The organism is Streptomyces sp. NPDC057307, from assembly GCF_042667665.1.
Classification (GTDB): Bacteria; Actinomycetota; Actinomycetes; order Streptomycetales; family Streptomycetaceae; genus Streptomyces.
This window is the reverse complement of record NZ_JBHUZM010000021.1, coordinates 32035-44633: the sequence shown is the minus strand read 5'-3', so window position 1 is coordinate 44633 and position 12599 is coordinate 32035. Positions and strand designations below refer to the sequence as shown.

The window sequence follows — 12599 nt, the reverse complement described above, 5'->3', positions numbered from 1 at the left end:
CCGGCACCGGGGTCCAGGGGGGGGGCGGCCGGGACGGATGAGTAGCCGTACTCAGGCACATCCGTTCGGCCCGTCCCACGATGGAGGAACTCAACCGACACGGGAGAAACCCATCATGAAGTCAGGACGCCTGAACGCACTGGTCCGGCTCGCCCAAGGCCCCGCCCGGCTGGTCTACGGCAACCGGGCCTCGCGGATCTACCTCGCCGTGGTCGCCGCGACGGCGGTATTCGTCGCCGTCGACACGCTGTTCGTGCACCACGACGACGCGTCGTTCGCGGGAGTGTGGCTGTACTTCCTCGCCGCGCCCACCGTCTTCCTCTTCCTCGCCGGTGGATCGATGGTCGGCGAGTCGTTCGCCTCGTCGTCCACGTTCGGCTACGTGGCGCTCATCGCCTCCGTGCTCATCCAGTCGGCGGCCATCGGGGCGTTCGTCCGGCTGCTGAGCGACCGGACCGGTCCCGCGCGCGCTCCGCGCGAGGCGTGATCGTGACGGTTCGTCAGCCCAGCCAGCCGGGCCGTACCAGCCCCGACTCGTAGGCCCTGACGACCAGTTGGGCCCGGTCACGGGCACCGAGCTTCACCATCGTGCGGCTCACATGTGTCTTGGCGGTGAGCGGGCTGACGACCAGCCTGCGGGCGATCTCCTCGTTCGAGAGCCCGATCCCGACGAGCGCCATCACCTCCCGCTCCCGCTCGGTGAGTTCACCGAGTCCGTCCGAGGCCGCCGGCGCCTTGGAGCGCGAGGCGAACTCCGCGATCAGCCGCCGCGTCACACCGGGCGACAGGAGCGCGTCGCCGTCCACCACCGCCCGGACGGCGCGCAGCAGTTCCTCCGGCTCGGTGTCCTTGACGAGAAAGCCCGACGCGCCCGAGCGGAGCGCCTCGAAGACGTACTCGTCGAGTTCGAAGGTGGTGAGCATGACCACCTTCACCTGGTCGAGGCCGCCGTCCTCGGTGATCCTGCGGGTGGCGTCGAGCCCGTCCATCACGGGCATCCGGATGTCCATCAGGACGACGTCCGGGGCGAGTTCGCGTACTTTGCGCAGCGCCTCGTCACCGTCGGCGGCCTCCCCCGCGACCTCGATGTCCGGCTGGGCGTCGAGCAGGGCGCGGAAGCCTGCCCGTACCAATGACTGGTCGTCGGCGAGCAGGACACGGATCACGGTGTCTCCTTGGGCTTCAGGGGGAGGGTGGCCCGTACGCGGAAGCCGCCGTCCGGGCGTGGACCCGCCTCGATGGTGCCACCGAGGGCGGCCGCGCGTTCGCGCATCCCGACCAGTCCGTTGCCACTGCCGCCGGCCTCGTCGCCGGTGGCCGGTCCCGCGTCGTCGATACGGAGGGTGAGCAGGCCGGCGCCGTAACCGACCCGGACACGCGCCGTACGGGAACCGGAGTGCCGCACCACGTTGGTGAGGGCTTCCTGGACGATACGGAAGGCGGCGAGATCGGCGCCGGGTGTCAGGGCGACGGGCTCGCCCTCGTTCTGGAGCTGGACGGTCAGACCGGCGCCCGCCGCCTGTTCGACCAGTTCGGGCAGCCGGTCGAGGCCCGGCGCGGGTGTGCGGGGGGCGTCGCCGGAGGTCCTGAGCGTGTCGAGGACCTGCCGTACCTCGCCCAGCGCCTCCTTGCTCGCGGCCTTGATGGTGGTGAGCGCGGTGCGGGCCTGTTCCGGATCGGAGTCGAGCAGCGCCAGCCCCACGCCCGCCTGGACATTGATGACCGAGATCGAGTGGGCGAGCACGTCGTGGAGTTCGCGCGCGATACGCAGTCGCTCCTCGTCGGCGCGGCGCGCCTCGGCGGCGGCGCGCTCCGCCCGGTCGTGGATCCACTGCTCGCGGCGCACCCTGACCAGTTCGGAGCCGACGAGAACGGCCACCACCCAGGCGGAGACGCCCGCCTCGGGGCCCCAGGGCGCGGCGGCGTCGCCGCTCGGCGGCAGGACGCGGTAGAGCAGATGGCCGACGAGCAGATGGCCGGCCCAGAGAAGGCCGATCGCCCACCAGGCCGCTTTGCGGTGTCCGGAGACGATCGCGGCGAAGCAGGCGACCGCGACGGTGATGAAGATCGGTCCGTAGGGGTAGCCCGCCCCGAGGTAGATCATCGCCGACAGGCAGACGCCGAAGACGCAGCGGACCGGGTACCGGTGGCGCAGCAGAAGCAGCGCGGGTCCGGCGAGCAGCAGGACGCGGGCGAACGCGTCGAGGGGTTCCCGGTCGGGCTGCGCCTGCGCGGCGAAGCCCGTACCGACCATGACGAAGACGGCGATCAGCACACTGGTGAACCAGGGCAGCCGTGACAACTTCCCGCCGCGGTCCGGCCCGTCACCGGTCCCGTCGGCGCCCGGCACCAGCGCACCCCTGAGCCAGGGGGGACCGAATCCGGTGCGTCTGATCTGCTCTGCCATACCCGTCACGCTAGACCGGCCGACGGGCCCCGGGCGTCAGCCGGGCGTGGTGATCGCGCGTACTCCCGGCGGAGTACGCCCTGCCCGGCACGGCTGTGTCCGCACGGTCCGCCGGGCCCGCGACGCTCGGACGGCAACCTCACCTCGTAGCCCCTCGGGCACGGGAGGTGCCCCCGCGTCGCCGGAACCGGCACGGGACGCGCGGGCCGTCGACACCGCCGATCCGCCGCCGTGCGAGGCACCGTGTGATCGGCCGCTACATGGCGGCCCCGGACCCCTGCCCCACGGGCGGACGGCGCTGCTTCGCGGATACGGCCCAAGGCGGACGGGCGGCAGTCCGCGGTCCGCGCGGGAACACGGCGGCCGACGGACGGACCTCGTGCGGGAGGCCGGGGACCGGGCCAGAACGGCGGAGGCACCGCCGGGTCCCCCGGGCGTGAAGGTCCTGGCGGCGGCCCCCGGACACACCGGACTACGTGGTGACCGCGCCGTCCTTCTGGTCCTTGTCCCGGTCGTCGTCGTCCCGCGCCGGTTCCCGTTCCTGCTCCCGTCGGCCCTTCTCCGCGCCCTGCGCGGCGCCCGCCTTCTGCCGGTCGAGCACGTCGAGCGCGCGCCGGGCCAGCGGATGTGTCCGTACGAGACCACCCAGCGACGTCACCCCACGCGTGATGTCGGCGAACGCCTTCCAGGCGGGGCGGAATCCGGTGATCGCCGCGTGCAGCATCCCCGGCCTGCGTTCGAAGACGGAGAGCATCCGGCGGCCGACGCTCATCTCCACACCGAGACCCGCCTTGATGGCGAAGGCGTAGTTCAGCGCCTGGCGGCGGGCGTCCACCGCGTCGTGCGCCTCTGAGATCCGTACCGCCCACTCCCCCGCGAGCCGCCCCGACCGCAGCGCGAAGGAGATGCCTTCCCTGGTCCACGGCTCCAGCAGCCCCGCCGCGTCACCGCACACCAGCACCCGGCCGCGCGAGAGCGGCGAGTCGTCGCTGCGGCAGCGCGTCAGATGGCCCGAGGAGAGCGCGGGCTCGAACCCGGCCAGCCCCTGCTTGGCGACGAAGTCCTCCAGATAGCGCTTGGTCGCGGCGCCGTCGCCGCGCGCCGAGATGACGCCGACGGTGAGCGTGTCGCCCTTGGGGAACACCCAGCCGTAACTGCCGGGCAGCGGGCCCCAGTCGATGAGGACCCGGCCGGCCCAGTCCTCGGCGACCGTCGGGGGCACCGGGATCTCCAGCTCCAGACCGAGGTCCACCTGGTCGAGCTTCACCCCGACATGAGCGCCTATCCGGCCCGCGCTGCCGTCGGCGCCGACGACCGCGCGCGCCAGGATCGTCTCGCCGTCGGCGAGGACCACCGCGACCGTGCGGCGGTCGGGCACGGCCGGGCCGTGCTGCTGGACCCGGGACACCGAGGCGCCCGTACGGAGCACCGCGCCCGCCTTCTGGGCGTGCTCGACCAGACTCGCGTCGAACTCGGGCCTGTTGATGAGCCCGAAGAGCATGCGCCGGGAGCGGCGGGTCCGGGCCAGCCGGCCGTTCAGCGAGAACGTGACCGCGTGCACCCGGTCGCGCAGGGGCAGTTCGAACCCGGGGGGCAGCGAGTCGCGCGAGGGGCCGATGATGCCTCCTCCGCAGGTCTTGTAGCGGGGCAACTCCGCCTTCTCCAGCAGCAGCACGCGGCGGCCCGCGACAGCCGCCGCGTAGGCCGCGGACGCTCCTCCCGGGCCCGCGCCGACCACGACGACATCCCACACCGACCGGTCGTGCTCACCCGCCGGACCGGCCTCGGGAACGGTCTCGGGAACGGCCTCAGGACCAGTCCCGGGCGCGCTTCCAGGTTCACTTCCGGCGTCTGCGTTCTCGCTGCTCACGATGTGCTTCTGCTCCTGATCCGACCGGTGGCCCTTGCTGTCGCACGGCATCCTACGGCGCCTTCGGACCCGGTCCGTTGTGGGAGGATCGGTCCTGTCTTCGACGCACACACAAACACACAACGTCGCACCCGCCAGGAGCGTGCCCATGTCCGTCAGTCCGATCGCAGAAACCGTCGCTTCGCTGATGCCCCGCGCGCGGGCGGAACTCGCGGAGCTGGTGGCCTTCCGGTCGGTGGCGGATCCCGCGCAGTTCCCCCGCAGCGAGTGCGAGGCCGCCGCCGCATGGGTCGCCGACGCCCTGCGGGCCGAGGGCTTCAGGGACGTCGCGGCGCTCGACACCCCGGACGGCACCCAGTCCGTCTACGGCTTCCTGCCCGGCCCCGAAGGGGCCCCGACCGTGCTGCTGTACGCGCACTACGACGTACAGCCGCCGCTCGACGAGAGCGCCTGGGCCACTCCGCCGTTCGAGCTGACGGAGCGCGACGGCCGCTGGTACGGACGCGGCGCCGCCGACTGCAAGGGCGGCTTTGTGATGCATCTGCTGGCGCTGCGTGCCCTCAAGGCGACGGGCGGCGTGCCGGTGGGTGTCAAGTTGATCGTGGAGGGCTCGGAGGAGCAGGGCACCGGCGGTCTGGAGCGGTACGCCGAGGAGCACCCGGAGTTGCTGGCCGCCGACACGATCGTCATCGGTGACACGGGCAACTTCCGGGTCGGGCTGCCGACGGTCACGGCGACGCTGCGCGGGATGACCATGCTGCGCGTCCAGGTCGACACCCTCGAAGGCAACCTGCACTCCGGGCAGTTCGGCGGTGCGGCGCCGGACGCGCTCGCCGCGCTCATCCACCTGCTCGCCTCGCTGCGGTCCGAGGACGGTTCGACGACCGTGGACGGACTGGCCGCCGACGCCGACTGGGACGGACTCGCCTACCCCGAGGACGACTTCCGTAAAGACGCCAAGGTGCTGGACGGTGTCGGGCTGATCGGCCGGGACACCGTCGCCGACCGGGTCTGGGCCCGGCCCGCGGTCACCGTCATCGGCATCGACTGCCCGCCCGTCGTGGGCGCGACCCCGTCGCTGCAGGCCAGCGCCCGCGCGCAGATCAGTCTGCGGGTGCCGCCGGGCCAGGACGCCGCCGAGGCGACGAAGCTGCTCACCGCCCACATCGAGGCGCACACCCCGTGGGGCGCGCGCGTCGCGGTCGAACAGGTCGGGCAGGGGCAGCCGTTCCGCGCGGACACCGCCAGCCCCGCGTACGCCTCGATGGCCGAGGCGATGCGCGTCGCCTACCCGGGCGAGGAGATGCAAACCGCCGGCATGGGCGGCTCCATTCCGCTCTGCAACACGCTGGCCGCGCTGTACCCGGACGCGGAGATCCTGCTGATCGGGCTGAGCGAGCCGGAGGCGCAGATCCACGCGGTCAACGAGAGTGTGTCGCCGCGGGAGTTGGAGCGGCTGTCCGTGGCCGAGGCGCACTTCCTGGTCAACTACGCCCGGTCGAAGCAAGCCTGACGGAACGTCACATCGCGGAACGGCCGGTGGGACGGCGGGTGGGTCACCGGGTGGGTCACGGGGTGGGTCACGGGGTGGGTCACGGGCCCTGACGCGGGAGTCCGCGCGGAGGTTCACTCCGCCGTTCTGCGGACAGCGGAAATCGCCGTCAGCGAAGTGGTGCGCACAGCCCTTCCACACTGCATACATTCGAGATATGGATCTCGTTGCGATCAGTCCACGGCTGCATATGCTCCGTTTCCCCATCGGTCAGGCGTACTTGTGGCAGGACGAGAACGAGCTGACTCTCGTCGACTCCGGTCATGTCTACGCGGCACCGGACATCGAATACGCCATCCGCGATCTCGGTCTGACCCCCGGGAATCTGCGCCGTGTCGTCCTCACCCACTGCCACCGCGACCATGTGGGCGCGGCGCAGGAGCTGGCGGGGCGGTACGGCGCCGAGGTGATGGCGCACCGGCTCGACGCACCGATCATCCGCGGCGAGTGGCCCGTGCCCGACCCGCTGCTCCTCGACTGGGAGATACCGCTGTACGAGCACGGGCTGACCGTGCCGCCCGCGCCGCCCACCCGGGTCGACCGCGAGCTGGAGGACGGCGACGAGCTGCCCTTCGGCGACGGCGCCCGGGTGGTGCACGTACCGGGGCACACGTACGGATCCATCGCCGTCCATCTGCCGTACCACGGCGTGCTGTTCACGGGCGACGCCGTGGCCGCCGCCGAACGCCGGGTGATGCTCGGCGTGTTCAACGTCAACCGCGAGAGCGCCAAGCGGTCCATGATCCGGCTGGCCTCGCTCGGTCCGTCGACCGTCTGTTTCGGGCATGGCGATCCGCTCGTCACCGACGCCACCACGGACGCCGCCTCCGTACTGCGGGTGTCAGCCGACCGGGACACCGGCCTCCAGATTGAGCACGGTCCGCCGCTCCCGGGCACATAGCGCCCAGCGCAGCCGCTCGAAGCGGGCGGGCGGCAGCAGCGACGCCGCCTCGTCCTCGGTGACGAAACGCCAGCCGCGCAGCTCCGAGCCGGGCAGCAGCAGCCGCTCCGCGTCGTGGGCCGGCAGCGTGCCACCGTCGAAGAGCAGCCGCAGACCGCCGAAGCCGGGCGGCCTCGGCGGCTCCCAGTCGACCACCAACAGCCTCGGTACGTGGTCGAGTTCGATCCCGATCTCCTCGGTGACCTCGCGCATCCCGGCACGGGCGGGCGCCTCGCCGCGCTCGACCACACCGCCGGGGAACTCCCAGCCCGGCTTGTAGGTGGGATCGACGAGCAGTACCCGGTCCCGCTCGTCGAAGAGGAGCACACCCGCCGCGACGGTCTCCGCCGTCGGCTCGGGTGTCTGCACGATCTCGCAGAGCCCCGCCGTGCCCGCGTGGACGGCCTCGGCGACCACCGCCGCGCTCTGCGCCGGGGTGAGCCCTCCGCCGTCGACGACGAGCGCGTCGGACGTGAGCCAGCCGAGGGCCGAGCGGTAGGGCTCGATGTGTTCGTACGCCCACTGGCGGGCGCGCTCGGTCCGGGCCGGGTCGCCGCCGCCCGCCCCACCACCGGCGCGCCCCGATATTCGCCCGCGCAAAATCGTTTCGTCCAGCGCCAGCAGCACATGCCGGACAGGAATGCGACGGGATGCCAGACCGCCGAAGATCTCGTCCCGGTACTCCTGCCGCAGCAGCGTCATCGGAACGACGAGTACGCCGCCCACGTCGGCGAGCAGCGCGGCGGCCGTGTCCACGACCAGTCGGCGCCAGATGGGCAGGTCCTGATAGTCGCTCACCTCGGCGAGTCTCTTCGGTGGCAGCAGCTCCCGCAGCCCGGCTCCGATCAGCCCGGGGTCGTACAGGGTGCTGTTCGGGATCATGTCGATCAGCTCGCGCGCCGTACTGGTCTTGCCCGCTCCGAACGCACCGTTGATCCAGACGATCACGGTTCCCCCTCTTCCGTAGCCCCATGTGGATTGCCCGCAACACCCGGCAGTGGAAACACGTGGCCGATTCCGGCTGCCCCGTCGACACCTTGCTGTTGTCGGTCCGTGGCCAGTTCGCCACCTCTTACGGAGGCCGCGGCGCGTCCTGTCTCATGAAGCGTTTTCAGCCGGAGCCGTAACACATGCGGACAGAAGGTCGTTGGAGCGGGATATGACAAGGGGGTACGCGATGCACCGCGACGTACTGGAGAGATTTCCCGCCGGGGACCCGCGCGGAAGCTGGCGCGCCGAGGAGTTCGCGCGGGCGCGGCGCCGGGAGGGCACCCCCGCCGAGGTGGTGATGGATCTGGAGTCGGACGTCTTCCTGGTGGTGGTGCCGCAGCAGTCCAGAGAACCCGCCTCCTGAGGAAGTCGCGGCCGCGGGGGTGCCGCGAGGGGAGTCATGGCTCCGGTTGTCAGCCCTTGCTGGATCCGAGGGTGAGCCCGGCGATGAAGTGCCGCTGGAGCAGCAGGAAGACGATGATCGTCGGCAGCGCCACGATGATCGAGCCCGCGGCCAACAGGTTGTAATCGGTGAAGAACTGGCCGCGCAGATTGTTGAGCGCCGACGTCACGGGCAGCTTGTCCCCGTCGGAGATGAAGACCAGCGCCCACAGGAAGTCGTTGTACATCCAGGTGAACTGGAGCGTGCCGAGGGCCGCGAGGGCCGGCCGGCACAGCGGCAGGGTGATCCGCCAGTACTGCGCCCAGACGCTCGCGCCGTCGACGATCGCCGCCTCCAGGATCTCGATCGGCAGCGTGCGCATGAAGTTGGCCAGGACGAAGACGCAGAAGCCCATCTGGAAGCCGACCTGGACGGCGACGACGGCCCAGTACGAGTCGTACATCGTCATCGAGTCGGACATCCAGTACGGCAGCGGGATGCGGTTGAAGAGGACGTACAGCGGCGTGATGATCACCTGCTGCGGAAGCAGGTTGCCGGCCGTGAACAGCATCAGCAGCACGATCGATCCGCGCATCCTCAGCCGCGCCACGGCGAAGGCCACGAACGAGGCGAGGAAGAGCGCGAGCAGCACGCCGGGGACGGCGATGAGCAGGGTGTTGACGAAGTACTTCGTCATCCCGGAGTCGGTGAACGCCTGCCGGTAGTAGTCGAAGGAGAGCGTGTCGGGCAGCGAGAAGTACCCACGCTCGGCCGTCTCGTCGTACGGCCTGAGCGAGGCGTACACGGCCAGCAGCAGCGGCGCCAGGAACCCGAGCGAGACCGCCATCAGGAAGGCGTGGACACCGAGCCGGCCGGGCGTGACGCGGCGTCCGCGGCCCGGCGTGCCGCGGCGTCCGCGGGCGGGGTGGACGGTGGCGCTCATCGGGACTTCTCCCCTCGGATCTCCTGGACCAGATACGTCACGACGAAGCCCATGGAGACGAGGAGCAGGACGACGGCGATGGCCGATCCGAAGCCGATCCGGCTCGCCTCCCCGATGATGTTGTCCGTGACGAGCACCGAGAGCAGTTCGAGGCCGTTCCTGCCCTTGTTGACGGCGTAGACGATGTCGAAGGCGCGCAGCCCCTCGATCACCGTGATGACGCCGACGATGACGTTGACCGGTCGCAGGGTGGGAAAGACGACCCGGAAGAATGTCTGAGTCTCGCTCGCCCCGTCGATGGCCGCCGCCTCCTTGAGAGAGGCGTCGACGGCCTTCAGACCGGCCAGATAGAGGATCATCACGTAGCCGGTGTGCCGCCAGGCGGCGGCCAGCAGGACCATCCAGATGTTGAGGTCCGGATCGCCGAGCCAGTCGGTGGGACTCTCGGTGTCGCCGAGGATCGCGTTGAGCGCGCCCTGGTCGCGGGAGAAGACGAGTTGGGCGATGAAGCCGACAACGGCGAGCGAGAGCACGACCGGCAGATAGATCGTGGACTGGTAGAAACGGCTGAAGCGCACACCGCGGTCGATGAGTACGGCGAGCAGCAGCCCGAAGGGTGTGGCGATCAGGCCGAGGAAGGCCAGCCACAGCAGGTTGTGCCGCACGGCGGGCCAGAACTGCGGGTAGTTGGTGAACAGGTTCTCGTAGTTCTCCGTGCCGACCCACTCGATGTCGCTGATGCCGTCCCAGCCGGTGAAGGACAGCACGATCGAGGCGACGGTGGGACCCCACACGATGACGAGGTCGAGCAGGAGCGGTATGCCCAGCAGCACGCACAGGACGGCACGGTCCCGGGCGGAGAACCGCCGCGGGCCCCGCCGCCGGGTGCGACGCGTCGTGAGGGACGCCACGGATCAGCTGCCGGCGTCGGAGGCGAAGAGGGTCTTCTTCTGCCGCTCGATCCCGTTGACCAGCCCGTCCACGTCGTTCGGGTCGTTGATGAAGCTCTGGATGGCCTGGATCATCACCGTGGAGGCGAAGTCGGGCCGGGTGTCGCGGTCCATGAACTGCGATATCTGCTTCGATCCCGAGATCAGGTCCACCGCCTTCTTCTGCAGCGGCGTGTACTTGGAGATGTCGGCGTCCTCGCTGACCGCGACGTTGTTGGGGTCACCCGCGAGATAGAGGTCCTCGGCCTCGCCGGTGGCCAGCCACGACAGCAAGTCCCTGGCACTCTCCATGGTCCGGTCGTTCTTCAGGCTCTTGGAGTTCTTCGCCAGCAGGAATCCGTCGATGGGCGCCTCGACCGCGTCCTGGCCGTGCTCCGGGTTGATCTCGGGGAAGGCGAAGAAGTCGATGTCGTCCTGCTCGTCCTCGGCGAACTGCTGGCCGGGGTGCGGGAGTCCGAAGACGGCCATCCCGCTCTCGCCCTTCTGGAGGCTGGACGCGGCCTCCTGCCAGGTACGGCCGTTGGCGCCCTGCTGGCAGTACGGGAGGATGCCGCGCCAGGTGTCGAAGACGTCCTTGACGCGCTTGTCGGTCCAGGCTTCCTCGCCCGCCATCAGCGACTTGTGGAACTCGTAGCCGTTACTGCGCATGTTGATGTAGTCGAAGGTGCCCATCGCGGGCCAGCCGTCCTTGTCGCCGAACGCGATGGGGATCAGCTTGTCCTTCTTCATCCGCCTGGCGAGCGCCACGTACTCGTCGAAGGTGCGCGGCGCCTCGTAGCCGTACCGCTCGAAGACGCTCTTCCGGTGGAAGACCGCCCACGGGTAGTAGTAGTACGGCGTGAGGTACTGCTTGTCGTCGGAGCCGGTCGACTGGGCCTTGAGCGCGGCGGAGAAGCCGGTGTAGTCGCCCCAGAGGTCGCTGATGTCGTGCAGCAGCCCCTTCTCGGCGAAGAACTGCATCCGGTAGCCGGCGAACCACATGAAGACGTCGTCCGGCTTGCTCTGCAGATACCGGCTGATGTTCTCCTGGAAGCTGTTGTGGTCGACGGTGTTCACGTCGACCGTCCGCTTGTCCTCGGACTGCTTCTCGTACGCCGCGAAAGCCTGGGCGAACGCCTTCTTGGGGACCGGGTCGGAGGCGTTCGAGCCCATCGTGACGGTCTTTCCGTCACCGCCGGGGCCGCCGCCGCACGCGGCGAGCAGTGACGGCAGTGTGATCGCACCCGCCCCGGCCGCCGCACCACGCAGAAGATTTCGCCGGGAGATCCGGTGTCCGGCCAGACTCGCCGGTACCACCGAACCGTTGAACGGAGACTGAGACATGTCCCCCTCCTCAGGGGTGCGACCCAACACAACCGAACGCGAGGGTTGGATCTCACTCCCCTGAGAAGGAGTCGTCAAGGGTTCTGACGCGATATCGAACAACCGTTACCGGGGCTCTTCCAACAGAGCCGAACAGCCTCCACCGCAAACGCGCGCAATGGCACAGGGGTGAAAACGGCTGTACGGGACGGCTTTTGACGGCCCGTCACATACCCCTGGAACAGGGCGCGTCACGGTCCGTCACAAGCTCGTCGGAGCGGTCATCGCCGCGTTGTTGTGGGCCGGGGCGGCCGGCCCGCGCCCCAGCGTGGCGGCCGCGGCCGCGCCCACCAGTCCCGCGTTCGTACCGGTCAACGCCGGTGCCACGGTGAGGTTCTGGACGAACGAGAGCGTCGCGTAGTCACGCAGCGCGCGGCGCAGCGGCAGGAAGAGCACGTCGCCCGCGTTCGCCACTCCCCCGCCGACGACCGCGATCCCGATCTCCACAAGCGTGGCGGTCGCGGCGATCCCCGCGGCCAGTGCCTGCGCGGCGCGCTCGAACGAGGCGATGGCGACCGCGTCGCCGGTACGGGCCGCCGCGGCGACCGCCGCCGCCGAGGTGTCACCGTCCGGGCCGGGCCGCCAGCCGCCCTCCAGGGCGCGGCGGGCGATGTTGGGACCGCTGGCGATGCGCTCGACGCAGCCGCGTCCGCCGCAGGGGCAGAGGTCGCCGTCGAGATCCACACTGATGTGGCCGATATGACCGGCGTTGCCCGACGGACCGGCGTGGAGCTTGCCGCCGAGCACCAGACCGCCGCCGACGCCGGTGGAGACGACCATGCACAGCGCGTTGTCGTAGCCGCGGGCCGCGCCCTGCCAGTGTTCGGCCGCCGTCATGGCGACGCCGTCGCCCACGAGCGTCACCGGCAGCCCGCCGGTGGCCCGCCGGACCCGCTCCACCAAGGGGAAGCCACGCCAGCCGGGAACGTTCACCGGGCTGACGGTGCCGGCCGCCGCGTCCACGGGGCCCGCGCTGCCGATGCCGACGGCTGTCGTGCGCGCCCACAGCGGCGACGCGCCGATCTCTTCGAGCACCTCCGTGACCGCGCGCATCACCGACTCGCCGTCCTCGGTCGCCGGGGTCGGCCGACGGGCGCGTACGAGGATCTTCCCGCCGCCGTCCACCAACGCGCCGGCGATCTTGGTGCCGCCGATGTCGAGAGCGGCTACGAGGTCGGTATGCATCAGTGTCGGATCTCCAGT

General features: G+C 70.5%; 12 protein-coding genes. 4 read left to right on the top strand and 8 right to left on the bottom strand.

All coding sequences use genetic code 11. The features are described 5' to 3' along the window. Positions 1-115: 115 nt before the first annotated feature. The gene (locus ACFUN8_RS11310; protein ID WP_383634563.1) at positions 116-487 is read left to right on the top strand and encodes an SCO4225 family membrane protein; all 372 of its coding nucleotides are present in this window, start codon (positions 116-118) and stop codon (positions 485-487) included. 13 nt (positions 488-500) lie between these two features. Here the strand turns inward: ACFUN8_RS11310 and ACFUN8_RS11305 are convergent, their stop codons facing one another. The 3 genes from ACFUN8_RS11305 to ACFUN8_RS11295 all read right to left on the bottom strand — a co-directional run bounded on the left by ACFUN8_RS11305 (position 501) and on the right by ACFUN8_RS11295 (position 4277). Further along, positions 501-1166, bottom strand: a complete 666-nt coding sequence (locus tag ACFUN8_RS11305; protein WP_383634561.1) for a response regulator — start codon at positions 1164-1166, stop codon at positions 501-503. Beyond that, entirely contained in the window at positions 1163-2407 is a 1245-nt protein-coding gene (locus ACFUN8_RS11300) for a sensor histidine kinase (protein WP_383634559.1), read from the bottom strand. Before ACFUN8_RS11300 ends, ACFUN8_RS11305 begins: the two co-directional genes overlap by 4 nt. A gap of 472 nt (positions 2408-2879) precedes the next feature. Next, complete coding sequence (locus tag ACFUN8_RS11295; RefSeq protein WP_383634557.1) at positions 2880-4277, bottom strand: geranylgeranyl reductase family protein; 1398 nt, start codon at positions 4275-4277, stop codon at positions 2880-2882. Positions 4278-4425: 148 nt separating this feature from the next. On the opposite strand from ACFUN8_RS11295, the gene ACFUN8_RS11290 reads away from it, so the two are divergent. Further along, a complete protein-coding gene (locus tag ACFUN8_RS11290; protein WP_383634555.1) occupies positions 4426-5790 on the top strand; it encodes a dipeptidase in 1365 nt (454 codons plus the stop codon). Positions 5791-5986: 196 nt separating this feature from the next. After that, entirely contained in the window at positions 5987-6730 is a 744-nt protein-coding gene (locus ACFUN8_RS11285; protein WP_383634553.1) for an MBL fold metallo-hydrolase, read from the top strand. Here ACFUN8_RS11285 and ACFUN8_RS11280 read toward each other — a convergent pair. Continuing rightward, positions 6671-7717, bottom strand: a complete 1047-nt coding sequence (locus tag ACFUN8_RS11280) for an NUDIX domain-containing protein (protein ID WP_383634551.1) — start codon at positions 7715-7717, stop codon at positions 6671-6673. The genes ACFUN8_RS11285 and ACFUN8_RS11280 overlap by 60 nt on opposite strands. Positions 7718-7946: 229 nt before the next feature. Between ACFUN8_RS11280 and ACFUN8_RS11275 the strand changes: the two genes are divergently transcribed. Continuing rightward, complete coding sequence (locus tag ACFUN8_RS11275) at positions 7947-8123, top strand: hypothetical protein (RefSeq protein WP_382563844.1); 177 nt, start codon at positions 7947-7949, stop codon at positions 8121-8123. A gap of 49 nt (positions 8124-8172) precedes the next feature. Here ACFUN8_RS11275 and ACFUN8_RS11270 read toward each other — a convergent pair whose 3' ends face one another. The 4 genes from ACFUN8_RS11270 to ACFUN8_RS11255 all read right to left on the bottom strand — a co-directional run bounded on the left by ACFUN8_RS11270 (position 8173) and on the right by ACFUN8_RS11255 (position 12581). Continuing rightward, positions 8173-9084, bottom strand: a complete 912-nt coding sequence (locus ACFUN8_RS11270; RefSeq protein WP_383634548.1) for a carbohydrate ABC transporter permease — start codon at positions 9082-9084, stop codon at positions 8173-8175. Further along, complete coding sequence (locus ACFUN8_RS11265; RefSeq protein ID WP_383634546.1) at positions 9081-9995, bottom strand: carbohydrate ABC transporter permease; 915 nt, start codon at positions 9993-9995, stop codon at positions 9081-9083. The genes ACFUN8_RS11270 and ACFUN8_RS11265 overlap by 4 nt, the downstream gene beginning before the upstream one ends. Before the next feature lie 3 nt (positions 9996-9998). Next, positions 9999-11357 (bottom strand): ABC transporter substrate-binding protein, encoded by a 1359-nt coding sequence (locus ACFUN8_RS11260; protein WP_383634544.1) that lies wholly within the window; start codon positions 11355-11357, stop codon positions 9999-10001. 240 nt (positions 11358-11597) lie between these two features. After that, positions 11598-12581 (bottom strand): ROK family protein, encoded by a 984-nt coding sequence (locus tag ACFUN8_RS11255; RefSeq protein WP_383634542.1) that lies wholly within the window; start codon positions 12579-12581, stop codon positions 11598-11600. Positions 12582-12599: the final 18 nt, after the last annotated feature.

Excerpts from the sequence above, each read along its gene's own strand:
- ACFUN8_RS11310 (WP_383634563.1), top strand. The coding sequence starts at position 116 with ATGAAGTCAGGACGCCTGAACGCACTGGTCCGGCTCGCCCAAGGCCCC.
- ACFUN8_RS11300 (WP_383634559.1), bottom strand. The coding sequence starts at position 2,407 with ATGGCAGAGCAGATCAGACGCACCGGATTCGGTCCCCCCTGGCTCAGG.
- ACFUN8_RS11290 (WP_383634555.1), top strand. The coding sequence starts at position 4,426 with ATGTCCGTCAGTCCGATCGCAGAAACCGTCGCTTCGCTGATGCCCCGC.
- ACFUN8_RS11285 (WP_383634553.1), top strand. The coding sequence starts at position 5,987 with ATGGATCTCGTTGCGATCAGTCCACGGCTGCATATGCTCCGTTTCCCC.
- ACFUN8_RS11275 (WP_382563844.1), top strand. The coding sequence starts at position 7,947 with ATGCACCGCGACGTACTGGAGAGATTTCCCGCCGGGGACCCGCGCGGA.
- ACFUN8_RS11270 (WP_383634548.1), bottom strand. The coding sequence starts at position 9,084 with ATGAGCGCCACCGTCCACCCCGCCCGCGGACGCCGCGGCACGCCGGGC.
- ACFUN8_RS11260 (WP_383634544.1), bottom strand. The coding sequence starts at position 11,357 with ATGTCTCAGTCTCCGTTCAACGGTTCGGTGGTACCGGCGAGTCTGGCC.
- ACFUN8_RS11255 (WP_383634542.1), bottom strand. The coding sequence starts at position 12,581 with ATGCATACCGACCTCGTAGCCGCTCTCGACATCGGCGGCACCAAGATC.